This window comes from Kribbella sp. NPDC049227, from assembly GCF_043197265.1.
Lineage (GTDB): Bacteria > Actinomycetota > Actinomycetes > Propionibacteriales > Kribbellaceae > Kribbella.
On record NZ_JBICST010000005.1, the window covers coordinates 44,107 to 68,902 of the forward strand.

Annotated in this window: 20 protein-coding genes; 16 read left to right on the forward strand and 4 right to left on the reverse strand. The window is 69.5% G+C overall.

Annotated features, from left to right (window positions below):
- Window positions 1-6 precede the first annotated feature (6 nt).
- Window positions 7-630, forward strand: coding sequence for a ribosome hibernation-promoting factor, HPF/YfiA family (hpf, locus tag ACGFH6_RS22340; protein WP_202873214.1), 624 nt, complete (start codon window positions 7-9; stop codon window positions 628-630).
- 115 nt (window positions 631-745) lie between these two features.
- On the opposite strand, the gene ACGFH6_RS22345 is transcribed toward hpf, so the two are convergent.
- Window positions 746-1,561 (reverse strand): S1 family peptidase, encoded by an 816-nt coding sequence (locus ACGFH6_RS22345; protein WP_393386858.1) that lies wholly within the window; start codon window positions 1,559-1,561, stop codon window positions 746-748.
- A gap of 134 nt (window positions 1,562-1,695) precedes the next feature.
- Here ACGFH6_RS22345 and ACGFH6_RS22350 point away from each other — a divergent pair, with 134 nt between their 5' ends.
- The 15 genes from ACGFH6_RS22350 to ACGFH6_RS22420 all read left to right on the forward strand — a co-directional run bounded on the left by ACGFH6_RS22350 (window position 1,696) and on the right by ACGFH6_RS22420 (window position 21,952).
- Window positions 1,696-2,208 carry a ComEA family DNA-binding protein gene (locus ACGFH6_RS22350; protein ID WP_393386861.1) on the forward strand — a complete coding sequence of 171 codons (513 nt, stop codon included), beginning with the start codon at window positions 1,696-1,698 and terminating at the stop codon, window positions 2,206-2,208.
- Between the two features lie 100 nt (window positions 2,209-2,308).
- On the forward strand, window positions 2,309-3,457 hold the full coding sequence (locus tag ACGFH6_RS22355) for a winged helix-turn-helix domain-containing protein (RefSeq protein WP_393388736.1): 1,149 nt from the start codon (window positions 2,309-2,311) through the stop codon (window positions 3,455-3,457).
- 184 nt (window positions 3,458-3,641) lie between these two features.
- Window positions 3,642-6,545 (forward strand): preprotein translocase subunit SecA, encoded by a 2,904-nt coding sequence (gene secA, locus ACGFH6_RS22360; protein WP_393386864.1) that lies wholly within the window; start codon window positions 3,642-3,644, stop codon window positions 6,543-6,545.
- Window positions 6,546-6,614: 69 nt separating this feature from the next.
- Window positions 6,615-7,562, forward strand: a complete 948-nt coding sequence (locus ACGFH6_RS22365) for an NAD(P)H-dependent flavin oxidoreductase (RefSeq protein WP_393386867.1) — start codon at window positions 6,615-6,617, stop codon at window positions 7,560-7,562.
- Entirely contained in the window at window positions 7,559-8,596 is a 1,038-nt protein-coding gene (locus ACGFH6_RS22370) for a LacI family DNA-binding transcriptional regulator (RefSeq protein WP_393386870.1), read from the forward strand. Before ACGFH6_RS22365 ends, ACGFH6_RS22370 begins: the two co-directional genes overlap by 4 nt.
- A 106-nt stretch (window positions 8,597-8,702) precedes the next feature.
- Window positions 8,703-9,275 carry an OsmC family protein gene (locus tag ACGFH6_RS22375; protein ID WP_393386873.1) on the forward strand — a complete coding sequence of 191 codons (573 nt, stop codon included), beginning with the start codon at window positions 8,703-8,705 and terminating at the stop codon, window positions 9,273-9,275.
- 32 nt (window positions 9,276-9,307) lie between these two features.
- Window positions 9,308-10,543 (forward strand): NAD(P)-binding domain-containing protein, encoded by a 1,236-nt coding sequence (locus ACGFH6_RS22380; RefSeq protein WP_393386876.1) that lies wholly within the window; start codon window positions 9,308-9,310, stop codon window positions 10,541-10,543.
- On the forward strand, window positions 10,540-11,706 hold the full coding sequence (locus ACGFH6_RS22385) for an NAD(P)/FAD-dependent oxidoreductase (protein ID WP_393386877.1): 1,167 nt from the start codon (window positions 10,540-10,542) through the stop codon (window positions 11,704-11,706). The genes ACGFH6_RS22380 and ACGFH6_RS22385 overlap by 4 nt, the downstream gene beginning before the upstream one ends.
- A gap of 33 nt (window positions 11,707-11,739) precedes the next feature.
- Window positions 11,740-14,799 (forward strand): ATP-binding protein, encoded by a 3,060-nt coding sequence (locus ACGFH6_RS22390; protein WP_393386880.1) that lies wholly within the window; start codon window positions 11,740-11,742, stop codon window positions 14,797-14,799.
- Window positions 14,800-14,893: 94 nt separating this feature from the next.
- The gene (locus ACGFH6_RS22395) at window positions 14,894-15,940 is read left to right on the forward strand and encodes a LacI family DNA-binding transcriptional regulator (RefSeq protein WP_393386883.1); all 1,047 of its coding nucleotides are present in this window, start codon (window positions 14,894-14,896) and stop codon (window positions 15,938-15,940) included.
- Window positions 15,941-15,953: 13 nt separating this feature from the next.
- Window positions 15,954-17,243 carry an extracellular solute-binding protein gene (locus tag ACGFH6_RS22400; RefSeq protein ID WP_393386886.1) on the forward strand — a complete coding sequence of 430 codons (1,290 nt, stop codon included), beginning with the start codon at window positions 15,954-15,956 and terminating at the stop codon, window positions 17,241-17,243.
- Window positions 17,240-18,133 (forward strand): carbohydrate ABC transporter permease, encoded by an 894-nt coding sequence (locus ACGFH6_RS22405; RefSeq protein WP_393386889.1) that lies wholly within the window; start codon window positions 17,240-17,242, stop codon window positions 18,131-18,133. Before ACGFH6_RS22400 ends, ACGFH6_RS22405 begins: the two co-directional genes overlap by 4 nt.
- Window positions 18,133-18,948 (forward strand): carbohydrate ABC transporter permease, encoded by an 816-nt coding sequence (locus ACGFH6_RS22410; RefSeq protein WP_393386892.1) that lies wholly within the window; start codon window positions 18,133-18,135, stop codon window positions 18,946-18,948. The genes ACGFH6_RS22405 and ACGFH6_RS22410 overlap by 1 nt, the downstream gene beginning before the upstream one ends.
- Window positions 18,949-18,965: 17 nt before the next feature.
- Window positions 18,966-20,024, forward strand: coding sequence for a glycosidase (locus tag ACGFH6_RS22415; protein WP_393386895.1), 1,059 nt, complete (start codon window positions 18,966-18,968; stop codon window positions 20,022-20,024).
- Entirely contained in the window at window positions 20,021-21,952 is a 1,932-nt protein-coding gene (locus tag ACGFH6_RS22420; RefSeq protein WP_393386897.1) for a hypothetical protein, read from the forward strand. Before ACGFH6_RS22415 ends, ACGFH6_RS22420 begins: the two co-directional genes overlap by 4 nt.
- Here ACGFH6_RS22420 and ACGFH6_RS22425 read toward each other — a convergent pair.
- Genes ACGFH6_RS22425 through ACGFH6_RS22435 form a run of 3 tightly spaced genes read right to left on the reverse strand, consistent with a single transcriptional unit; the run spans window position 21,933 to window position 24,757 of the window.
- Window positions 21,933-22,967 carry an aminoglycoside phosphotransferase gene (locus tag ACGFH6_RS22425; protein WP_393386899.1) on the reverse strand — a complete coding sequence of 345 codons (1,035 nt, stop codon included), beginning with the start codon at window positions 22,965-22,967 and terminating at the stop codon, window positions 21,933-21,935. The two genes, ACGFH6_RS22420 and ACGFH6_RS22425, sit on opposite strands and share 20 nt — an antisense overlap.
- A 28-nt stretch (window positions 22,968-22,995) precedes the next feature.
- Window positions 22,996-23,706 carry a helix-turn-helix domain-containing protein gene (locus ACGFH6_RS22430; RefSeq protein ID WP_393386901.1) on the reverse strand — a complete coding sequence of 237 codons (711 nt, stop codon included), beginning with the start codon at window positions 23,704-23,706 and terminating at the stop codon, window positions 22,996-22,998.
- A gap of 31 nt (window positions 23,707-23,737) precedes the next feature.
- Entirely contained in the window at window positions 23,738-24,757 is a 1,020-nt protein-coding gene (locus ACGFH6_RS22435; RefSeq protein WP_393386904.1) for a hypothetical protein, read from the reverse strand.
- Window positions 24,758-24,796: the final 39 nt, after the last annotated feature.

Sequence of the window (24,796 nt, forward strand, 5' to 3'; positions counted from 1 at the left end):
GTTTCCGTGGACGTCGTTGTCAAGGGTCATCACTGCGAGGTCAGTGACCGCTTCCGGCAGTACGTCGAGGAAAAACTCGAGCGGATCGAGAAGGTCGATCACCGGGTACTGCGGTGCGAGGTAGAAGTCAGCCAGGAGAAGAACCCGCGACAGCACGATCGGGCGATGCGTGTCGAGCTCACCATGTACACCAAGGGGCCGGTGGTCCGCGCCGAAGCCTGCGGCGAGACCAAGCAGGCGGCGTTCGACGTCTGCCTCGACCGGCTCCGGGCCCAGGTCCGCAAGGCGGCGGACCGGCGCCGGGTGCACCGCGGTGAGCGTTCGCCGGAAGGCCTGCGGCACGTGAACGCGAAGCAGCCGCTCAACGGCACACCAGCAGTGGAGGAGACAGTCGCCGACGACGAAGTGGCGACGTACAAGTTCGGATCCCTCACGGTCACCGGGGACGGTCCCCTGGTGATGCGCGAGAAGACCCACACCGCCAAGCCGATGTCCCTGGACCAGGCGCTCTACGAGCTCGAACTGGTCGGGCACGACTTCTATCTCTTCGTGGATGCGGACGAGAACCAGCCCAGCGTCGTCTACCGGCGCCGCGGCTACGACTACGGCGTGATCCGCCTGACCGTCTGATCCACATCGCTCCGGTCGCGTGAGGCCGACCTCCGAGGTTCCGGGAGGAGCGCAACAACGAAGGGGCCGGGCTGACCAGCCCGGCCCCTTCGGTTTCCCTGCGAACGTCGGCCAGCTAGCCGTCGATCTGGGACTGGAGTTCGGCGGCGTACGTCGCGACCTCCGCGTAGACACCCGGGTTACCGGCGTCCGCACACCCGACACCCCACGAGACCACGCCGAAGAGACGCCCGTTCAGGACCAGCGGCCCGCCCGAGTCGCCCTGGCAGGAGTCCTTGCCACCGTCCTCGTAGCCGGCGCAGATCTCGCCGTCGGCGGTGTAGCCCTCGCTCGCGTACGCCTGCTCGCAGTACGCGTCACCCAGCACCGGCACGTCCACCTTCTGGAAGGTGTCCGCCGGCCCGGTGCCCTCGGTGTCGCCCCAGCCGTAGACCACCGACGGTGCTCCGGCCGTGTCCGCCCCCGCGTCGGTCTCCAGTGCCAGCGTGGGTACGCCGTCGAACGGCGTGGCCAGCGTCATCACGGCCACGTCGTGACCGGGCGCACTGCCGTAGTCCGGGTCCACCCAGATGTCGCTGATCCTGGACTCCTTGCCGCTGGACGTGTCGGTCAGTACGTCGCGGCCCTGGATCGCGGTGTAGGTGCTCGCCGACTCCTGGGCGCAGTGTGCGGCGGTCACGATCTTGTTCGCCGCGACCAGCGTCGATCCGCACCACTCACCGGTCGGATCGGGGGAGCCGCTGTTCGACAGCTGAATGGCCCACGGGGTGTCGGCGGTGTGGGCGATGGTGCCGCCGACGATCCGGGTCTTGGGTCCGTCCGGCGCTTCCGCGGCCGATGCGGAGCCGGCCACGGCCACCGCACCGAGGGACGCCGCGGCCAGCACACCGGCTGCCAGGGCAGCACGGACCAACTGCAATCTTCCTGTCATGCCTCACTCCAGGTTGATAGGGGCCACACGGGCGGCGTGGCCTGCTGGGAGCGTCCCTCGAACACCCTCTGTAGCGCACCTCCCACTTGCGGTAACTCCTGAGTTATGGCCCGGGCTCCCACTACAGTTCGGCCGTGCGCGCGCCACGGAGCAACTGGAAGACGGTCTGGCTGAAGCTGGCCGGCGCCGCCGTTCCGCTGGTGACGATCGGTGTCGGCAGTCCGATCATGTTCGGCATCCTGGCCGTCCGGCGGCGGAGTCTGCTGCTTGCCGTCTCCGCGCTGGTCTATCTGGGCACGGCCGCCGCCTTCTGGGTGCCCGGCTTCAGCGAGCCGGATCACCCGAGCCCTGACGCCGTCGTCCTCGTGCTGCTGGCGAGCATGGGCGTGGCCAGCATCCAGGCCGCGCTGGTCATCGGCGGGCCGAAGGACGGCGGCTTGGTCGACCTCAACGACGCATCGGCCGACGTGTTGTCGGCGCTGCCCGGGCTGGATCGGCAGCGTGCGACGGCCATCGTGTCGAGCCGCGCGCAGACGGGTCGCTTCCGGTCGGTCGACGAGCTGTGGTCCCGAGGGCTGCTGTCCGGCCCGCCGAGCAAGGAGCTGGTCGACAGGCTGGTCGTCGTACCGGTGCAGGATCGGCGCTGAGCGGATTCTGTCGGTGCGGCCGGGCAGAATCTCGAACGTGACTACCCAGGTGTTGTCGACGGCGCAGGCGCGGCGGGTCGCCTTGGCGGCCCAAGGGTTCATGGACCCACGGCCGAAGGGAGTGCCGGACGCCCGGGCGCTGGCCCGCGTGCTCGGCCGGATCGGCCTGATCCAGATCGACTCGGTGAACGTGCTCAGCCGCGCGCAGTACCTGCCGCTGTACTCCCGGCTCGGCCCGTATCCGCGGGCGCTGCTCGACCGGGCGAGCGGCAAGGCGCCCCGGCGCCTGGTCGAGTACTGGGCGCACGAGGCGTCGCTGATCCCGGTCGAGACGCATCCGCTGATGCGCTGGCGGATGGACCGCGCGATGACCGAGGCCTGGGGTGGCCCGCGCGCGATCGCGCAGCAGCGGCCGGACCTGGTCAAGCAGGTGCTCGCCGACGTCCGCGAGCACGGCCCGCTGACCGCCCGGGAGATCGACGACGACGTCGAGCGCGAGCGGGACAACTGGGGCTGGAACTGGTCCGACGTCAAGCGGGCCCTCGAGTTCCTCTTCTACGCGGGCCACATCACGGTGGCTCGCCGCAACCAGCAGTTCGAGCGGCAGTACGACATACCCGAGCGGGTGCTGCCGTCCGCCGTGCTGGCGACGCCGACGCCGTCCGACGCGGAGGCGCACCGGGGGCTGGTGTCGATCGCGGCCAAGGCGCATGGGGTGGCGACCGCGCAGTGCCTGCGGGACTACTTCCGGACCGCGCCGGACCCGACCGTGCAGGCGATCCAGGAGCTGGTGGAGGAGGGCGAGCTGCTGCCGGTGCGGATCGACGGGTGGAAGCGGCAGGCGTACCTGCACCGGGACGCGCGGCTGCCACGGCGGGTGAACACGCGGGCCCTGGTCAGCCCGTTCGACTCGCTGGTGTTCGAGCGGACCCGGACCGAGGTGCTGTTCGATTTCCGGTACCGGATCGAGATCTATGTGCCGGCCGAGAAACGGATCTACGGGTACTACGTCCTTCCCTTCCTGCTCGGGGACCGGCTGGTCGCGCGGGTGGACCTGAAGTCGGACCGGACGGCCGGCGTACTGCTGGTCCAGTCGGCGCACGCGGAGCCGAAGGCGCCGGTCGAGACCCCGGACGAGCTGGCCGCGGAGCTCGTCCAGCTCGCGGGCTGGCTCGGCCTCGATCAGGTCCGAGTGGCCGGTGGCGGTGACCTCTCGCCTGCGCTGAGTGACGCACTCCGCGGTTTCTGAGCGCGGAGCCGGAACTTTTCGGGCTCCCGGAGCGTGGGTCGGGTAAGCCCTACGGCACGCAGCGGGCGTGGCTTGACACACCCGGCCCCGTACCATGGGTCACGCGCGCCTGCCCGTGGGTGGGACGCGCCTGTCGGCTCATGCCGCAACCCAGGCTTCAGCAGCAAGGAGAGAACTCCCCACCATGAAGGTGATCGACAAGGTCCTGCGGATCGGCGAGGGCAAGATCCTGCGTCAGCTCCAGGGCATCGCGAAGATGGTCAACTCGATCGAGGACGACTTCGTCGGCATGTCCGACGAGGAGTTGCGCGGTCAGACCGCGGAGTTCAAGCAGCGGCACGAGAACGGGGAGTCGCTCGACTCGCTGCTGCCGGAGGCGTTCGCAGTGGTCCGGGAGGCGGCCAAGCGGACCCTGCACCAGCGCCACTACGACGTCCAGATCATGGGTGGCGCGGCGCTGCACCTGGGCAACATCGCCGAGATGAAGACCGGTGAGGGCAAGACGCTGGTCGGTACGCTGCCGACGTACCTGAACGCGCTGTCCGGCCGGGGCGTGCACGTGGTCACGGTGAACGACTACCTGGCCAAGTTCCAGGCCGAGTGGATGGGCCGGGTGTACCACTTCCTCGGCCTCGACTACGGCGTGATCCTGCCGGAGATGACCCCGGCCGAGCGACGGGTCGCGTACGCCAAGGACATCACCTACGGCACCAACAACGAGTTCGGCTTCGACTACTTGCGCGACAACATGGCGCAGAGCATCGAGGACTGCGTCCAGCGCGAGCACAACTACGCGATCGTGGACGAGGTCGACTCGATCCTGGTCGACGAGGCCCGGACCCCGCTGATCATCTCCGGCCCGGCCGAGGACTCGCAGCGCTGGTACGTCGAGATGGCGCGGATCGCCGGCACGCTGAAGCCGCGGATCGCCGACGACAAGGTGCCGGAGGAACAGCGCCCGGTCGCCGACTACGAGGTCGACGAGAAGAAGCGCACCGTCGCGATCCTCGAGCGCGGGATCGAGAAGGTCGAGGACCGGCTCGGCATCGACAACCTCTACGAGTCGGCCAACACCCCGCTGATCAGCTACCTGAACAACGCGCTGAAGGCCAAGGACCTGTTCCGCCGCGACAAGGACTACGTGGTCGTCGACAACGAGGTGCTGATCGTCGACGAGCACACCGGCCGGACGCTGCACGGCCGCCGCTACAACGAGGGTCTGCACCAGGCGATCGAGGCCAAGGAGAACGTCGAGATCAAGGAGGAGTACCAGACCCTCGCGACGATCACGCTGCAGAACTACTTCCGCCTCTACGACAAGCTGGCCGGCATGACCGGTACGGCGATGACCGAGGCGGCCGAGTTCTCCAAGATCTACAAGCTCGGCGTGGTCCCGATCCCGACCAACAAGCCGATGATCCGCAGCGACGAGCGGGACCTGATCTTCCGCACCGAGGACGCCAAGTTCGACGCGGTGGTCAAGGACATCGTCGAGGTGCACCAGACCGGTCAGCCGATCCTGGTCGGCACCACCAGCGTGGAGAAGTCCGAGCGGCTGTCCGCCCAGTTGCGCAAGGAGAACATCGCGCACGAGGTGCTGAACGCCAAGCAGCACGCCCGGGAGGCGGCGATCGTCGCCGAGGCCGGCCGCAAGGGTGCGGTCACGGTGGCCACCAACATGGCCGGCCGTGGTACCGACATCATCCTCGGCGGCAACCCCGAATTCCTGGCCGACAAGGAGTTGCGCGCCCGTGGCATCGACCCGGCCGAGGCGGTCGAGGAGTACGAGGCGGCGTACCCGACGATGCTGGAGCAGTTCGAGAAGCAGGTGAAGGACGAGCAGGAGGAGGTCCGCGAGGCGGGCGGCCTGTACGTGCTCGGCACCGAGCGGCACGAGTCCCGCCGGATCGACAACCAGTTGCGCGGCCGGTCCGGCCGGCAGGGCGACCCGGGCCTGTCCCGGTTCTACCTGTCGCTGGAGGACGACCTGATGCGGCTGTTCAAGCGCGAGATGGTCGACTGGGCGATGTCGCGCAACAACGACGACAGCCAGCCGCTGGAGAACAAGGTCGTCACCAAGGCGATCGCGTCGGCACAGTCCCAGGTCGAGGCGCAGAACTTCGAGACCCGGAAGAACATCCTCAAGTACGACGACGTCATGAACCGGCAGCGGCACGTCGTGTACGACGAGCGCCGCCGGGTGCTCGAGGGCGCCGACCTGCGCGAGCAGGTGCAGGACATGCTCGAGGAGACCGTCACCGGGTACGTGCAGGGCGCGACCGCCGACGGGTTCGCCGAGGACTGGGACCTGGACGCCCTGTTCACCGCGCTGAAGACGCTGTACGCGACCGAGGTGACCGAGGACGACCTGATCGAGGAGGCCGGCGGCGAGAAGGCCGGCCTGACCTCGGACTTCCTGATCGAGCGGTTCGTCCTCGACGCCAAGGAGGCGTACGAGCGGCGCGAGGCGATGCTCGGCGAGGAGTCGATGCGTGAGCTCGAGCGCCAGGTCGTGCTGAGCGTGCTGGACCGCAAGTGGCGCGAGCACCTGTACGAGATGGACTACCTGCGTGAGGGCATCGGGCTGCGCGCGATGGCGCAGCGCGACCCCCTGGTCGAGTACCAGCGCGAGGGCTACGACATGTTCGCCGCGATGATGGAGTCGATCAAGGAGGAGTCGGTCGCCTTCATCTTCAACGTCGACGTGAAGGCGATGCAGGAGCAGATGGTGCTCTCCGCGGAACCGGACGAGGCCGTCGTCGAGGACGAGGACATCCTGACTCCCGGTGCCCCGGTGGCGGAGTTCCCGGGCCGGCTCCAGGACGAGATCCGCCCGCAGGACACGCCGCGGCCGCGAGACACTCCGCGCCTGCAGGTCAAGGGCCTGAGTGAACGGCGCCCGCAGCGCCTGTCGTACTCCGCTCCGACCATCGACGGCGACGACGAGGTCTCGCTCCACCAGGACGCGGGCGACGAGGGTGGCCTGATGTACGCCGGCACCCCGCGCAACGTCGCCTGCCCGTGTGGCTCGGGCAAGAAGTACAAGCGCTGCCACGGCGACCCGCAGTCTGAGGCATACAAGTTCTGACGGCTTCGAGTTCTGCACAGTGTGGCTCCCGCCTTGGCGGGAGCCACACTGCTGTGGTGGTGTGGACGCATGTGGCTGAGGGAGCGGTTCGGGCTGGGGGTGCCCGTGGTGGGGGCGCCGATGGCGAATGTGAGTGGCGGGAAACTGACGGCCGCGATCTCGGCGGCCGGGGGACTCGGGATGCTGGGGGCCGGGTCGGCGGTCACCGCTGACTGGATCCGGACCGAGGGGGCCGTGGCCGCCGCGGGCGGGAACCCGTACGGCATCGGGCTGATGGCCTGGTCGGTGGACGAGCGCCCCGAACATCTCGACGCCGTGCTCGAGCTCAAACCGGCCCTGGTGTCGCTCAGCTTCGGGGACTACACGCCGTACGTCGAGGCGCTGCAGAAGGAAGGCATCGTCGTCGCGACCCAGGCGGGGACCGTCGCGGACGCGCGGCAGGCGATCGACGCCGGTGTCGACGTGATCGTGGCGCGTGGTGCCGAGGCCGGCGGTCACGGCCGCAACGAGGTCGCCACCCTCCCGCTGCTGCAGGCGATCCTCGACCTCACCGATCGCCCGGTGCTCGCGGCCGGCGGCATCTCCGGTCCGCGCGGGCTGGCCGCCGTACTCGCCGCTGGAGCCGCGGGCGGCTGGATCGGTACGGCGTTCCTCACCTGTGTCGAGGCGTTGACGTCGGAGCCGGTCCGCCGCCGGGTGATCGAGGCGGACGAGACCGACACCGTCTACGGCACCGTCTTCGACGCGGCGTCGCGCGCGGGCTGGCCGGACGAGTTCGGTGGCCGTGCCCTGCGTAACGACTTCTTCGACAGCTGGGTCGGCCGCGAGGAAGAACTGAAGACGCAGGACAGCGGTCACGCCGACTATGTCGAGGGCACCCGCGCTGCCGATCCCACCCGCGCGTCGATCTACGCGGGCCAAGGCGTCGGCGCCCTCACCGGCCAACCCACAGCCGCCGAGGTCCTCGAAGGGTTCGCCGGCTACCGCACCTACCTCCAGGCCGCGAGCAACCAATGAACCAGGCGGCACCGGGCACCGGGCGGACGACTCTGGCGACTGTCGCCGCAGCGGCCGGAGTGTCGACGGCGACGGTGTCGAAGGTTCTGAACGCTCGCCCCGATGTCGGCCAGGAGACCCGCGTCCGGGTCGAGCGAGCGCTCGCCGACCACGGGTACGTCCCGCAACGCCAGCGGAGAGCACGGAAGAAGGCGCGGGTCCGCACTGTCGGCCTCGTCTGCGACGACCTGCTGTCGCCGTACACCGTCGAAGTCCTGCGCGGCGTCAGCGGTGCCGCCGCGGAGGCCGAGGTCGATGTGGTGGTCGCGCTGCTCGATGACGTCCTGGGCGGCCTGTCGTCTGATGCCTGGGTACGGCGACTGCGCGCTGCCGGGCACGAAGGGATGATCGTTGTCGCCTGTGAACTCACCGAGGTGCAGGGCGCTGCCGTCGACCGTGCCGGCCTGCCCCTGGTGGCGATCGATGCGCTGAGCCTTCCCTCGATCGAGGTGGCTACTGTTGGCGCGACCAACGGAACCGGTGCGTTGGGTGCGACCGAGCACCTGATCGAACTGGGGCACGAGCGGATCGCCTTCGTCGGTGGGCCGGAGTCGTCGTCCTGTGGACAGGCCCGGCTGCATGGCTATCTCGCGGCGATGACGAACGCCGGTCTGCCCGTCGACACAGAGCTCATCTCGCACGGTCTGTACATCACCGCGACCGGTGTCGCGGAGGGCCGGCGCCTGCTCGGGCTGGAGCGACCGCCCACCGCCGTCCTCGCCGCCAACGATCCGATCGCCATCGGAGTGATCGAAGCGGCGCGGCTGCAGGGACTCGCCGTCCCGGCGGATCTGAGCGTCGTCGGCTTCGACGACACGTTCCTGGCCGAGTCGTCGACGCCGCCGCTGACCACCGTGCGACAGCCCCTGCAGCAGATGGGCGCCTTCGCGTTCGAGTCTCTGATGCGCCTGGTCGGCGGCCGTGCCCTGGACACGTCCCACATCGAGCTGGCGACCGAGCTCGTCGTCCGGGAGTCGACCGGCCGTTTGCTCTAGGCAACCGCCGGGAAGCCGGCGGGAAGGTCCGGGGAAGGTGCTCCTCCTAGCGTCGTCGGCAGTTGTCCACGACGCCGGACGATCCGGCGCGATCAGGGGAGGATTCATGACCACGACGACCGAGAAGCCACGCCGCAACGGCGTGGACACCGCGACCCTCTTCGCCACCCTCGACGCGGTCAAGGGGCAGAACGAGATCGCGAAGTTCCGGTTCAGGGCGAGCAACACCTGGCAGACCGGCACGCACAGCCGCTCGACCGCGTCGGGCTTCTTCGGTGCGATGCAGGAACTGCGGCACAAGTCCGACACCGTGCTCGACTTCGACCACCCGGCGGTCCTCGTCGGCACGGACAACGGGCCGACACCGGTGGAGTACCTGCTGCACGCGATCGCCGCCTGCCTGACGGCCGGCATCGCCAACATCGCCGCGGCGCGGGGTGTCGAGCTGACCAAGGTCACCTCGACGGTCGAGGGCGACATCGACCTGCTCGGGATCCTGGGGCTGTCGGACGGGTCCGTCCGCAACGGGTACGAGCAGATCCGGGTGTCGCTCGCCGTCGAGGGCGACGCCGACGACGAAACCCTGCGCGGCATCGTCGAGCAGTCCCGGCGCCGTTCGGCCGTGTACGACGTACTCGCCAACCCGACGTCGGTCGTGATCGACGTGGTCACCGGCTGAGTCGTCAGCCGCAGCCAGGGAGGGGGAGCACGATGCGGACCATCGACACGATCGTGATCGGCGCCGGGCACGCGGGGCTCGCGGTGAGCCGGCTGCTCACCGGGGCCGGTCGCGACCACGTGGTGATCGAGCGGGGCAGGATCGCCGAGCGGTGGCGCACCGAGCGCTGGGACTCGCTCCGGCTGGTCAATCCGAACTGGATGCTGCGGCTGCCGGGCTGGGAGTACGACGGCCCCGATCCGGACGGGTACCTGAGCGCCGGCCGCTTCGTTCGCCATCTGGTGCGGTACGCCGAATCGTTCGGTGCTCCGATGGTGTCCGAAGCAACGGTGCTGGAGCTCACCCGAGCGAGCTCCGGGGGTTATCGCGTGGTCACCGATCGCGGTACCTGGCGAGCCAGGCATGTCGTGATCGCGACCGGGCCGCACGGTGTGCCACGAGTGCCGGCCGGACTCGGCGCGGCCGAGGTCCTGACCGCGAACAACTACCGCTCGCCGCGCCTGCTCGCCCCCGGAGGCGTTCTGGTGATCGGTGCCTCATCGTCCGGTGTGCAGATCGCCGACGAGCTCAACCGGGCCGGCCGGCAGGTCCACCTGTCGGTCGGCCGGCACACCAGGATGCCTCGCTGCTACCGCGGCATGGACATCTTCTGGTGGCTGGAGAGCGTCGGGCGGCTGGCCCGGACGATCGACGACGTACCCGATCCGGTGGCTGCTCGGCGGGAGCCGTCGATGCAGTTGATCGGGCACCGGCCGGGAGAGCGGCCGCGCGAGGTCGACCTGGCGACACTGCAGGGCGCCGGGGTTCAGCTGCTCGGCCGCTTCGACGGTATGGACGGATCGCGGGCGCTGTTTCGGCCGGACCTGGCTGACAGTGCGGCGGTCGCTGATCTGCGGATGCATCGGCTGCTCGACGCGGTCGACGAGTACATCGCGTGCACCGGCCTCACCAGCGAGGTCCCGCCGGGCATCCGCCCACCCAGCCTGGTGGCACCGGCGCAGAGCGTCGACCTGTCGATGGCGGGTATCGGGACCGTCCTCGTCGCCACCGGCTACCGGCCCGAGTACCCGTGGCTCCGGTTGCCGATCCTCGGTCCCGACGGCTACATCCAGCAGGACCGCGGCATCACTGCTGCTCCTGGTGTGTACGTCGTCGGGCAGCGATTCCAGTACCGGCGCGACTCGGGCTTCATCGACGGCGCTCGTCACGACGCCCACACCGTCGTACAGCATCTGCTGACGGCCTGCACGGTGGAGTCGGCGCGATGAGCACGCCGTACGACGTCCTGGTCGTCGGTGGACGGGTGGCAGGGGCCTCGACCGCCATGCTGCTCGCGCGGGCAGGCGCACGCGTCGCTCTGGTCGAGAGGTCTGCCTACGGCAGCGACACCGTCTCCACCCATGGCCTCATGCGCGCAGGCGTTCTGCAGCTGTCGAGGTGGGGCTTGCTGGACACGTTGACCGCCGCCGGCACACCACCGATCCGCGAGACCACCTTCCACTACAGCGATCGCGAGGCCCAGCAGGTCACGATCCGTGCCAAGGGTGGTGTGGACGCCTTGTACGCACCTCGCCGTCAGGTGCTCGACCGGATCCTCGTCGACGCGGCCGCTGATGCTGGAGCCGACGTACGGCACCGAACCGCGGTCACGATGTTGCTGCGAGACGAGAGCGGACGCGTCACCGGTGCTCACGTTCAGGATCGTGCGGGGCGTACCGCGGATCTCCAGGCCAGGTTGACGATCGGCGCCGATGGCATCCGGTCCGTCGTCGCGTCCGCAGTGGACGCTCCCGTCGTACGGCGGGGCGAGTCGCGCAGCGCCATCCTCTATCGGTACTACGCCGGGCTGCGGACTGCGGGATTCGAGTGGGCGTACGCGCCCGGTGCGGGCGCCGGTTTCCTGCCCACCAACGAGGAGCTGACCTGCGTCTTCGTTGCGACGACTCCGGTGCGGATGCGAGCTCTGCGCCGGGGCGGGGCCGAGGAAGCGTTCGCCACACTGCTCACGGAGACCGGCCTGGCCGAGCGCGTGTTGTCGGCAGAGCCGACTGGCCGCCTGCACGGTTGGGCTGGTGCCGCAGGGTTCATGCGGCAGTCCGGGGGCCCTGGCTGGGCGCTGGTCGGGGACGCTGGCTACTACAAGGACCCGATTACGACGCACGGCATGACGGACGGTCTGCGGGACGCCGAGCTACTGACTGCCGCGATCCTGCGGAGTCCGGAGGCCGTCGCGCTGACGCAGTACCAGGCCACGCGGGACGAGCTCTCGCGCCGGTTCTTCGACGCCACCGAGAGCGTCGCGTCGTACGCGTGGAGTATGGACGAGGTCCGGCTTCTGCTGCGGGAGGTCAGCTCCGCGATGGGCGACGAGGTCGAACACCTGCAGTCGCTGCCGTCAGCCCTGCTTCAGGCCCGCGGTGCCGGACTGTAGCTGGGGCTCGTCCGGACGCCTACGATCCGAGATGTGGAGGTCAGCGTTCGGCTGCTGGGCGGGTTCACCGTCGTTGTCGACGGCACGCCGATTCCCAACGCACGATGGAGCCGCCGCCAGGCCGCCACGCTGGTCAAGCTGCTCGCGCTGGCACCTGGCGGCAGACTGCACCGGGACCGGGTCGTGGATGCGCTGTGGCCGGAGCTCACGCTGGATGCCGCCCTTCCGCGGCTGCACAAGGCCGCCCACTATGCCCGGGCCGTCTTCGACGACCGGGACGCCGTCGTACTGAAGGACGAGGTCGTCGCGCTCTTTCCCGACGCGTCTCTCGAGGTCGATGCCGGGCAGTTCGAAGCGGCCGCCAGGGATGCGCTCGCAGGCGAGCCGCCGTCGCCCGAACTCTGCACCACTGCTCTGGACCTGGCTGGTGAGTTGCTACCGGACGACCTGGCCGAGCCGTGGCTGGACGAACCGCGCGAGCAGCTTCGGCTGTGGGTGCTGCGGCTGCTGCGGTGCGCGGGTCGCTGGGAGGAGCTCCTGGCGATGGACCCCGCGAACGAGGAGGCCCACGTCGAGCTCCTGCGCGAAGCGGTCGTGGCTGGTGATCGAACGAACGGGCTCCGCCGCTACGACCGGATGGAACGCGCCCTGGCCACCGAGCTCGGCATCTCGCCGGGTCCCGAAGCCGTCGTACTGCGGGAACGCCTTCTGACGTCCGTGACCCCGTCGAAGCAGACGGAGTTGGTCGCGGAACCGCAGGCTTCGACCCTGGTCGAGCGGGACGCCGAGTTGGCGGAGCTCAGAGGCGCGGCCGGCGCGGCTGTCAGCGAAGGTCGCGGCGTCGTCATCCTGGTCTCGGGGGAAGCGGGCGCCGGTAAGACGGCCTTGGTGCACGCGTTCCTCGACGGGCTGGGGCCTGCGGTCAACGTGGCGATCGGTGACTGTGACGACCTGCTCGCGCCACGCAGCCTCGGGCCGTTCCGCGACATGGCCGAGCATGACGCCGAGCTCGCGGCCGCGTTGTCGGCCGATCGGCCGGACGGCGCGCTGTTGCGCGTCTTCTCCGAGCGTCCCTCGGTCGTGGTGGTGGAGGACATCCACTGGGCCGACGATGCGACGCTCGACGCGATCCGCTTCCTCGCCCGCAGGTTCCCGGGCATCCCGGCCGTGCTCCTGTTGACGTTCCGGGAGACCGGGATCGATCCGGGACACCCGCTGCGGCAGCTGCTCGGAAGCCTGACCGGTTCCTCGGTACGACGGGTGACGCTGCCGCCGCTGACCGTCGATGCGGTGCGGCAACTCGGCCCCGCCACCGCGAGTCAGGCCGAGGAGATCCATCGGGTCACCCAGGGGAATCCGTTCTTCGTCACCGAAGTGCTCGCCGCCGGTGGGGGTGGCGACGTACCGCAGACGGTCCGCGACGCGGTACTGGCGCGCCTGGGCAAGCTCCCGGCTCCGGTGCGAACGCTGGTCGAACGCCTGTCGGTCATCCCGACCCGGGCGGAACGGTGGCTGGCCGAGAGCCTCGCGGAGGGCGATCCGGCGGTACTGATCGAGGCCGAGCGTTCTGGGATGGTCATCGGGGCCGACACGACGGTCGCGTTCCGCCACGAGCTGGCCAGGCGGGTGATCGAGGCCACGCTCACTGCGGGCGAGCGGGTCCAGGCCAACCGCGTCGTGGTCGACGTACTCCTCGGGCGTCCTGTGCTGGAGCCCGCTCGGCTGGTGCACCACGCGGAGCGCTGCGGGCGGGTCGACGTCATCCTCGAGCACGGTCCGTCCGCCGCGCTCGAAGCCGCCCGGCTCGGTGCCCACCGCCAGGCGGCCGGCGTACTGGACGTCGTACTGCGGCATCGCGAGCTGCTCGGCAGTCACCAGGCAGCCGACCTGTTCACCCGACGGGCCTACTCGCTGTACGTCGTCAACCGATTCGAGGCCGCACTGGAGTCCGCCGAGTGCGGTGTCGGTGCCGCCGAGGCAGCCGGCGACGCGATCCTGCAGGCAGAGGCGTTGATGGTGCTCGCACGGGTGGCCCTGTTCGCGAGCGGACCGCTGCGCTCGCGGCGTGCGGCCGAGCAAGCTGCGGACCTGCTGGAGCCGACTGGTGACGACGCGCGGCTCGCGGCCGCGCTGATCGAGCAGGCCCGCGCTCACAGCAATCTGGCGACGATCGGGATCGTCGCCGAGCCTGGCGAGCGGGCTGAGGCGTACGCCGCGCGGGCGTTCGCCATCGGGCAGAGCCTGGGCCGGAGCGATCTGGAGGCACAGGCCGGGTGCTACCTCGGTGACGCCCGGCTGGCCCGGGGTGACCTGCGCGGCGACGAGGATCTGCGCCGCGCGATCTCCCTGGCCGGGGCGGACAGTCGCGTGGAGACAGTGGTGAGGTGCTACGTGAACGCCGCCGGCGGCGCCTACCGCAGCGGCCGGTTCGACGACGCGGAGAAGTACGTCGCCGGAGGCCTGCGGGCCGCGGCGGACGGGGAGTTCTTCGCCGGCCAGTACCGCCTGCGGCTCACCGCGGCCGCGGCGCAGGCGAGCAGAGGACAGTGGGACCGCGCCATCGCCGAACTCCGTGCCCTGCTGGACAGTCCGGGCGAGCCGGGTGTGATGGCAGCGCTCGCCGGCAATCTGCTGGCTCGGCTCCTCGCGCGGCGCGGAGACGGCGAGGCGGGTGAGGTGCTGGCGGCAGCACTGGCCGCCCGCCCGATCGCGGACGACACCTACGTCGAGGGCATGCTGGCGGTCGCGCGGATCGAGCTCGGGTGGCTGGACGGCTCCCTGGGCGCCTTCACCGACGACGCTCGGCTGGCGCTGACCCTCGTCAAGGAATCGGAACACCGCACGATGCAGGCCGAGCTGTCTGCCTACCTGGGCCGAGCTGGCATCGACGTCGCTGCTCCGGCCGGAGCGCCCGGCCCCTGGGCCGCCACTCTCGCCGGACGCTGGGAGGAGGCGGCGACCGCTTGGGCCGCCTTGGGTGATCGTTACGAGCAGGCGGTCGTGCTGGCAACGGCTCCGGACCGCCGGGCACGGGCGCAGGGCCAGGTCCTGCTGCGCGACCTCGGAGCGGCCGGTACGGCGCTCGCGGTCTGAGACATACCACTTGACGGTGTGGTCTTGACGAGCGCCGTTTAAACCGGTTTAGATAGGGCTTAAACCGGTTTAAATCCCGTCAGACGAGGTGTCGATGAGCAAGCAGCGGCCGACGATCGCGGATGTCGCGCATCGGGCCGGCGTGTCCAAGGGCGCGGTTTCGTTCGCGCTGAACGGGCGGCCGGGGCTGGCGCGGGCGACCGTCGACAAGATCCTCGCCGCGGCCGACGAGCTCGGCTGGCGACCGAGCAACCGCGGCCGATCGCTGTCGGTCTCGAAGGCGTTCGCCCTCGGCCTGGTGATCACCCGGGATCCGGCCGTGCTGTCCTCGGACCCGTTCTTCCCGGCCTTCATCGCCGGCGTCGAGAGCGTCCTGTCCTCACGAGGGCAGGCGCTGGTGCTGCAGGTCGTCACGGCCGGCGAGGAAGAGGAAGCCGGCTACCGGCGGCTGGCGCAGGACGCCCGGGTGGACGGGGTGTTCCTGTCCGACCTCCGCCACGACGATCCGCGGATCGCCCTGCTGACGGAGTTGGGCCTGCCTGCCGTCACGCTGAACCGGCCCGATGGGACGTCGCCGTTCCCCGCCGTCATCCTGGACGACCGGCCCGGAACCGCCGCGGTCGTCGAGCACCTGGTCGAGCTCGGCCACACCCGGATCGCGCATGTCGCCGGTCCGCCCGCGTTCGTGCACGCGACCGCCCGGTCCACCGCACTGCTCTCAACGCTCGCCGCTGCCGGCCTGGAGCCGGTCGCGGTGGAAACCAGCGACTTCACCGCCGCTGGTGGGATCGAAGCTACCCGGCGGCTGCTCGCTCTGTCGCAGCCGCCGACCGCGATCGTCTACGCCAACGACCGGATGGCGATCGCCGGCCTGGGTGCCGCCCAGGCCGCCGGGCTCACCGTGCCCGACGACCTGAGCATCGCCGGCTTCGACGACAGCGAACTGGCCGAGTACGTCCACCCCGGCCTGACCACGGTCCGCGCCGATCCGTTCGCCTTCGGAGAGGCCGCGGCCCACACCCTCAACCTGGTCGTCGACGGCGCCACCGACGTCCCCGACGCCGAGTTGCCACCGGCGCAGCTCGTCGTACGGCGCTCCACCGGCGCGCCACCATCACTGGGGTCCCCTTCCCCTGCCTAGCTGGAGGAACATCATGAAGTTACAAGCTGGATTGCTGGCCCTGGTACTGGCCGGCTCGCTCGCCGCATGCGGCGACAGTGGCGGCGGCTCTGGTGACGCCGACGCCGCTGCCTCGGCCCGCGGTCCGATCAGCATCTGGTACTCGAACAACGCCGAGGAGGTGGCCTGGGCCAAGCAGATGGTCACGGCCTGGAACGCAGGCCACGCGGACCAGAAGATCACCGGGCAGGAGATCCCGACCGGGAAGAGCTCCGAGGAGGTCATCGGCGCCGCGATCACCGCGGGCAACGCGCCCTGCCTGATCTTCAACACCTCGCCGGCCTCGGTGTCGCAGTTCCAGAAGCAGGGCGGGCTGGTGCCGCTGGACACCTTCCCCGACGGTAAGTCCTACATCGAGGACCGCTCCGGTGACGTCGCGCAGCAGTACAAGTCGTCGGACGGCAAGTACTACCAGCTGCCGTGGAAGTCGAACCCGGTGATGATCTTCTACAACAAGAAGGCGTTCGCGAAGGCCGGTATCGACACCGCCAAGCCGCCGTTGGCGACGTACGACGAGTTCCTCGCCACCGCCCGCAAGGTGGTCGCGGCGAAGGCGGCGAAGTTCGCCATCTACCCGGCGCCGAGCAACGAGTTCTACCAGTCCTGGTTCGACTTCTACCCGCTGTTCGCGGCCGAGACCGGTGGCAAGCAGTTGGTGGAGGACGGCAAGGCGCAGTTCAACTCCGACGAGGGCAAGAAGGTGGCCGCGTTCTGGCGGACCATGTACGCCGACAAGCTGGCCTCGCAGGAGAAGTACACCGGTGACGCGTTCGTCGACGGTACCGCCGCGATGGCTGTGGTCGGTCCGTGGGCGATCGCGACGTACAAGGGCAAGGTCGACTGGGGTGTCGTCCCGGTGCCGACCTCGAGTGGTAAGCCGGCCAACGAGATCCACACCTTCAGCGACGCGAAGAACGTCGCGATGTACTCGGCCTGCAAGAACCGCGGTACGGCGTGGGACGTGCTGAAGTTCGCCACCAGCCAGGAGCAGGACGGCAAGTTCCTGACCGCGACCGGGCAGATGCCGCTGCGCAAGGACGTCACGGCCGCGTACCCGGACTACTTCGCGAAGAACCCTGACTACAAGGTGTTCGCCGACCAGGCCGCCCGCACGGTCGAGGTGCCGAACGTGCCGAACTCGATCACCATCTGGCAGACCTTCCGCGACGCCTACTCCAAGTCGGTCATCTTCGGCCAGCAGGACCCGAACGAGGCCCTCGACGGCGCAGCCCAGAAGGTCGATGAGCTGGCCAAACAGTCATGAGACGGGGTCCGGTCACCCGGGTTCTGGGTGAGCATCCGGTCGGTACGGTGTTCGTCACGCCGTACGTGGTGTTCCTGGCCGCGGTGTTCGCGTACCCACTCGGCTTCGCGGTGTACATGTCGTTCCACGACTACTTCTTCACGGCGCCGGGCGCGATCGTGGACCGGCCGTTCGTCGGGTTCGCCAACTACGTCACGGTGCTGACAGATCCCGCCGTCCAGCGGTCGTTCCTGAACGTGCTGATCTTCCTCGTGATCAACGTGCCGCTGACCGTCGTGCTGTCGCTGGGGCTGTCGACCGCGTTGAACTCGGCGATCCGGTGGCGGACGTTCTTCCGGGTCAGCTACTACGTGCCGTACGTGACCGCGAGCGTCGCCGTGGTCGGGGTGTGGCTGTTCCTGTTCAACTCGAACGGGTTGGTCAACTCCATCCTCGGTCCGCTCGCGCCGGACCCGTCCTGGCTGGTGAACTCGAAGCTGGCGATGCCGACGATCGCGGTCTACGTGACCTGGAAACAGCTCGGGTTCTTCATCCTGCTGTATCTGGCCGCCTTGCAGAACGTCTCGAAGGATCTCTACGAGGCGGCGTCGATGGACGGTGCCGGGCGCTGGAAGTCGTTCCTGAACGTCACCGTCCCCGGCGTGCGGCCCGCCACGACTCTCGTCGTACTGGTTGCGACGGTGACCGGGGCCAACCTGTTCACCGAGCCCTATCTGCTGACCGGCGGTGGCGGACCGGACGGCGCGTCCGCCTCGCCGGTGCTGATCATGTACCAGCGCGGGATCGAGCAAGGCAATCCGGACGTCGGTTCCGCGATCGGCGTGCTGCTGGTGATCGGCGTACTCATCATCGCGCTGCTCGAACGGCGCTTCGTCGGGAGGGAAGAGTGATGAGGTTCCGGTTCGTCGCGCTGCTGCTCGGCGCCTTCGTGTTCCTGTTCCCCTTCTACTACATGCTGATCGGCAGCCTGCAGGCCGAGCCGGATCCGTCCGTCTCCGGATCGATCCCGACCGGGAACGTGACCCTGCACAACTACAGCGAGATCAACAAGGCGATCAACCTCGGGCAGTCGTTGATCAACTCCGGTATCTTCACCGGCGGCGTGATCCTGGGGACGCTGGTCTTCGGTGTGCTGGCGGGCTACGCCCTGGCCCGGTTGCAGTTCCGCGGCCGGGGGCTGGTCTTCAACCTGATGCTGCTGATCCAGGTCGTGCCGTTCCAGTTGCTGACGATCCCGCTGTACGTGCTGATCGTGCGCAGCTACGGGCTGGCGGACTCCTACGGCGGCATGATCCTGCCGTTCCTGATCAACTCGACCGCGGTGTTCGTGTTCCGGCAGTACTTCCTGCAGTTGCCGGCCGAACTCTTCGACGCGGCCCGGATCGACGGTGCGTCCGAGCTCAGCATCCTGTGGCGGATCGCCGTACCGCTGGTGAAGCCCGCCCTGCTGACCGGCGTCCTGCTGACGTTCATCGGCCCGTGGAACGAGTTCCTCTGGCCGTTCCTGATCACCAAGCAGCAGGACCTGCAACCGCTGGCGGTCTCACTGTCGAACTACCTGACCACTGTGTCGGCGCGGGCGGCAAACCCGTTCGGCGCCGTGCTCGCGGGGGCGTGTGTGCTGGCCGCGCCCGCGGTGGCCCTGTTCCTGATCTTCCAGCGCCGCTTCATCTCGGCGAACATCTCGTCCGGGGTCAAAGGCTAATCCTGAAAGGTTTTGTGGTGACTGTTCCTTACACGCTCACTCGGGTCGGCGTACTGATGACGGCCGATCCGGGCAACGAGCTGGAGGCCGAGGGCGTCCTGAATCCCGCCACCGGCCACACACCGGACGGGCAGCTGTACCTGCTGCCGCGGCTGGTTGCTACGGGCAACGTATCCCGGGTCGGCCTGGCCAGGGTCGAGGTCAAGGACGGAGTGCCCGTCGGTGTCGAGCGCGAAGGTGTCGTCCTCGCGCCGGACGAGGGCTGGGAGCGCGGGCTGAACAACGCCGGCGTCGAGGACCCGCGGGTGACCTTCGTCCCGTCGCTCGGCCTGCACGTCATGACGTACGTCGCCTATGGTCCGCTCGGCCCGAAGCCGGCGCTGGCGGTGTCGTCGGATCTGCGTGAGTGGCGGCGGCTCGGTCCGCTGCACTTCGAGTACCAGCCCGACCTGGACACCGACCTGAACCTGTTCCCGAACAAGGACACGGTGTTCTTCCCCGAACCCGTGGCCGGCCCGGACGGCGAACCGTCGTACGCGATGTTGCATCGGCCGATGTGGGACCTGGGCTGGTTCCGCGAGGGCGAGGGCGTGCATCTGCCCGCCGGGGTGACCGACGACCGGCCGGGGATCTGGGTGTCCTTCGTGCCGGTGTCGGCGGTGCAGGAGGACGTCCGGAACCTCGTCCACCTGCGTCAGCACCGGCTGCTGGCGATGTCGGAGTACCCGTTCGAGGAGCTGAAGATCGGCGCCGGACCGGCGCCGATGAGGGTGCCCGAGGGCTGGCTGGTGATCCACCACGGCGTCACCGGTGAGCAGCCGGAGGGCTTCGACCCGACGACGCAGAAGGTCTGCTACGCGGCCGGTGCGCTGCTGCTCGACCCGAACGACGTGACCAAGGTGATCGCCCGGACCGAGGAACCGATCCTCGTGCCGGAGACCGAGGAGGAGAAGGTCGGAACGGTCGGGAACGTGGTGTTCCCGACCGCCATCGAGGAGGTGGACGGAGTGCGGTACGTCTTCTACGGGATGGCCGACGCGGCCATCGGGGTCGCCCGGCTGGATCGCCTGCCATGAACCCGACCCGCCGAACCGTCCTCGGCGGAGCGCTCGCTCTGACCGCCGCTTCCACTGTCACGCTGCCGGCTGTTGCTTCCAGCAACAAGCTGAGCAACCTCGCTCATCTCGACTTCCTCCGTACGTCGGTGACACCGCCTGCTGCCGCCGGCCACAGCACCTTCGGCTCCGGCCCGGTCGGCGTGCTGTGGACCTATGCGGACCGTCAGTCCGACGGCTCGTACAAGCGCATCGGTGGCGGCACGTACGACGCCGCCACCAACACCTACGGACAGGGCGCGTACAACACGGACGACATTGCCAGGGCCACAGTTGTCTACCTACGGCACTACCAGCAGTTCGGTGACGCCGCCTCCCGGAACGCCGCCCGCGACCTCCTCCGAGGTCTCACCTATCTCCAGTCCACGAACGGGAACGTCGTTCTGTGGATGCAGCCCGACGGGACGCTGAACCCCAGCGCCGACCCGGTCGAGCTCCCCGACCCCTCCGACTCCGGCCCGTCGTACTGGCTGGCTCGGACCGTGTGGGCGCTGGGGGAGGGGTACGCCGTCTTCCGGCGACTGGACCGTGGCTTCGCCGACTTCCTGAAGGACCGGCTCGAGTTGGCGGTCGCCGCGCTGGAGCGGCAGGTGCTGGTGAGCTACGGCCAGTGGAACATCGTCGACGGTCGTCGTCTGCCCGCTTGGCTGATCGTGAACGGCGCCGACGCGACGTCCGAGGCGGTTCTCGGGTTGTCGGCGTACGTCCGGGCCGGCGGGTCGGCGCGGGCACGTCGTGCGCTGACGCAGTTCGCCGAGGGTGTTGCTGCGATGAGCGCCGGATCGACAAGGCAGTGGCCGTTCCGTGCACTGATGCCGTGGGGCGAGTCGATCTCGGACTGGCATGCGTGGGGTGCCCAGATGCCGTCCGCGCTCGCCGCTGCCTCGTCAGCGCTCGGGTCCCGCCGCCTGCTCGACCCGGCCATCGGCGACACCGCCGGCTTCACACCGCTGCTCGTCACGGCCGGCGGTCCCGACAACGGCTGGCTGCCCGCGCCAATCGACCGTACGCAGATCGCGTACGGCGTCGACGCCCGGCTGCAAGGCCTGCTGGCGGTCGGACTCCCCGGCCTCCGGCAGGTCGCCTCCTTCGTCGCCGCTTGGTACTTCGGTGCCAACCGCGCCGGCACCCCGATGTACGACGCGACCACCGGCCGCACGTACGACGGTCTGGCCGGCGACGGCGTGGTCAACCGCAACTCGGGAGCCGAGTCCACCATCCACGGCCAGCTCTCGATGCTCGCCCTGGACGCATCACCGGCCGTCGCGCAGCTCGCACAGCAGTTGGGCAGCGCAACCCCGACGTACGACGGACTGACGGTTGTCGAAGCAGAGGCCGCCACCGGTGGAGAGGTGGTCACCCCGCCATCCGCCTGGACCGGCGAATCCCAATGGAGCAACGGCTCCTACCTCTCGTTGGCTGCCGGTACGTCGGCGCAGTGGACCCTGCCGTCGTCGCCTCAGGCACGCCTGGTGCTCCCGATCGTGAACCTCGTCGACACCCCGGACGCGGGTCACACCACGTGGACCAGTGGGTCCCGGCGGCTCGGCACCATCGACCACGGGGCGGGTGGCCCACAAGGCATCTCCGCCGCCCCGGGCGCTCTGCTGCCGGTCACGTTGGCCACGCCGATCCCGCCGAACGCGACCCAGCTCGCCGCCTCGGCCACCGGACCGGCCCAGGTGGACGCACTCCTCCTCATCCCCAGCATCAGCACGCTCCGGCTGGGGACCGCCACGTTGCTGACCAGCGTCGACTCGCACCCCCGCAAGGTCAGCGCGACAGGCAGGATCGCCTACTCGTACACGTCGACGGGCAAGCTGCACTCGCAGGGCAAGCCATCCCACGTCTCGGTGCAGCCCGGCGGCTTCACCGTCGTCCTCGGGTAAGAGCCTCGGCACACCAGGCGGCGACGAAGGCGAGGGCCTGACCGCGCTGGTGGTAGAGGTGCCGGCTGTCGGCCTGCTGGTGGTAGGCGTTGTGGGATGCGGCGGAAGCGCGACCCAGCAGGCCCGGGAGGAACCAGGCGTACTTGACGCCTGAGGCCATCACGGCGAGGCGGACCTGGTCGGGGTCCCCTCGCCAGTCGGCTTCGTGCAAGCCGTCGAGGTAGTTGCCGATGCAGGTCTCGGCCAGTTCGCGCATCCGCTCGGCCGGCCAGAACAGGTCGAAGACCGCGTCCGGGATGTGGTTGCCGATGTCCTCGCCGAGGGCGCCGTCACCGGTGAACGCCCAGTCCAGCAAGGCGATCTCGCCGGTCGGCCGCTGAATCACGTTGCACACCCACAGGTCGAGGTGACAGCGCGCCCGCGGCAGGCTCGCGACCAGGTCGAGCAGGTCGTCGCGGTGGGCGAGCAGGTGCAGCCACGCCGACCGGAGTCCCGGCGGCCAGGTCTCGGCGATCAACGGCTGCTCCCAGGCCGCGTCATCGTCGGCCAGATGCCACGGCACGTCGCGACTCGTCGAGTAGTCGCGCAGAAAACCGGTCGAGGTCCACGGTCGTCGGGCAGCGGGTCGCGCCTGCCACCGGCCGCAAGCTCGTGCCAGCGCGGCGTGCTCGGCCAGGCTGAACTCCGTCCCCGGCGTGCCGCCGATGTCCTCGAGCATCAGTACGGCGTGGTCGTCGTGCTCGGCGATCTGCGCGGCCGGCAGCACCAGGCCGGCATCGGCGACCTGCTTGCGGAGTTCGTCGTCGGCGTACACCTCGAGTTCGCGGCGCCAGTAGTTCCAGTGCCGCGGATCGGTGGACGCGGCCCAGGGGCCGGTCGACTGGACTGGTTTCCGCAGGTGCTTGCGGATCGCGGTGCTGCCGTCGGGATAGGTGAGGCGCTCGACCGTCGCCGTCACCGCGTTCAAGGGGTTGTGCCGCAATGTCGTCGTTCTGACATCGGCGTCAGCGGTCATGAACAGCAATGCTGACACGCCATCCGGCTCAGCGCAGCAGGAGAGTTCCGGGCGGGAGCCCGGTCAGTGCCTTCACGTCGCGGCTGAGGTGAGCCTGGTCGGCGTACCCGTGCAGGGCGGCGACGTCGGCGAGGGCGGCGCCGGTGCGGGCGTGGTCGAGGGCGACGTTCATGCGCAGGACCCGGTCGAGCATCTTCGGCCCGTAGCCGAACGCGTTCAGGCAGCGCCGGTGCAGCTGGCGCTCGCTCAGCCCGACGCTGCTCGCGAGGCTGATGACGCCGGCTCCACCGCGCAGCATTCCTGCGCGGATGCTCCGCAGTACGTGCGTGATCAGCCGGTCCGGCGGCTCCTCCGCCAGACTGGCCACAGCTTGGTCCAGCGCGAGTGCGGGCACAGGCGCCGACCGCACCTGGTCCAGCATGCGCCGGCTTCGCGCGGGCGACCACAGCTCGCGGAGCGGGACCCGCTCGTTCAGCAGCTCCCGTGCGGGTACGCCGAAGAAGTCCGGCGCGGCTCCGGGCGAGAACCGGATCCCGGCGTACCTCGTCCCGGCGTCCGCGACACCGGTGTAGGCGCGGCTGTCCGGCCCGGACACGACCAGGTCGTCATTCATGAACAGCAGGTCCATGCAGCCGTCGGGCAGAATCCGGTACTCGCCACCCTCGGCCGTCCGGGTCCACAAGGCAGCCCCGGGCAGCAGCGCAGGACGCTCCCGGTACGGCTCACCAACCTGACTCACCCCACCAGTCTGCAACGCCCCACCGACAGTTTCAGTCCGGCGTGTTCCAGTTGGTGTCCGCAACTACCCGTAGCCGGTGGGCGAGCGGGACGGACGTGTCCGCGGGCTTGACGCTGCTGAGCGTGACCCGCCACCCGCCGACGTACGCCGAATGGAACTGCCCGTCGCGATGCTGTTCGGCCCATCGTGCGAGGTCGTCGCGCGCCTCGGTCTCGATGGCGCCGAGCGCCGTGGCGGTGACGTCGGTGAACGCCTGCTCGGTGGCCGCGGCCGTCCGATCCTTCGAGGCGTCCTCGGCGGACACCTCGAGGATGGTGACGCCTCCGGCGTTCAGCTTCGGCCCGAGGCTGTAGCTGCGGATCCGGACCCGGCCCTTGCCATCACGGTAGGTGCTGCCACAGCTCGCATCCGCGGCCGCTTTCACGGCGCCGCAGGTGAATCCCTTCGCCTGCAGGGCGTCTTGCAGTTGCGCGGCGGTCGTCGTCATCTCCTGGCTCGGGATGGTCACCGGTCGCGCATCCGTCCTGGCCGCGCTGAACGTCGTACCGCCGACGGAGTTCTCCGCCTTGTACTTGCCCCAGCGGCCGTCGCGCGCCATCGGCTGCACCGATCCGGCGGACGCGAGCGCAGCGTCCGCCGCGTCGGCGTCGTCGGGGAACACCACGGAGGCGGTCGCCTTCACCAGGGTCGCGAGCGCTGTCGGCTGCTCGCTCGACGACGTGGCGTCGACGGCGATCACTGCGCCATCCGATGTGTACTGGAAGCGGACCGCGGTCGACCGGTCGCCGTTGTCCGCCTGGCCGAAGCAGCCTGCCACCGCCGCCTGGGTGAACGTGTATCGGACCGAGCACTCCATCCGCTGTGCGGTCAGGGCATCGGCGAGCTGATCGGCTTGCCCGGTCATGACGCCACCTGGCGTCGGTCGTTCTGCCGGCGTGGGATCGTCGTCGGTGCGCACGATCATGACGGCGGCCGCCGCGACAACCACGACCACGACGATCACCGCGGCGATCAGCAGCCCTGTTCTGCGTGGGCGCGTCGTACCGGACATGCGGATCCTTCCCGTGGGGCGAGGGGATCCCGAACCTAG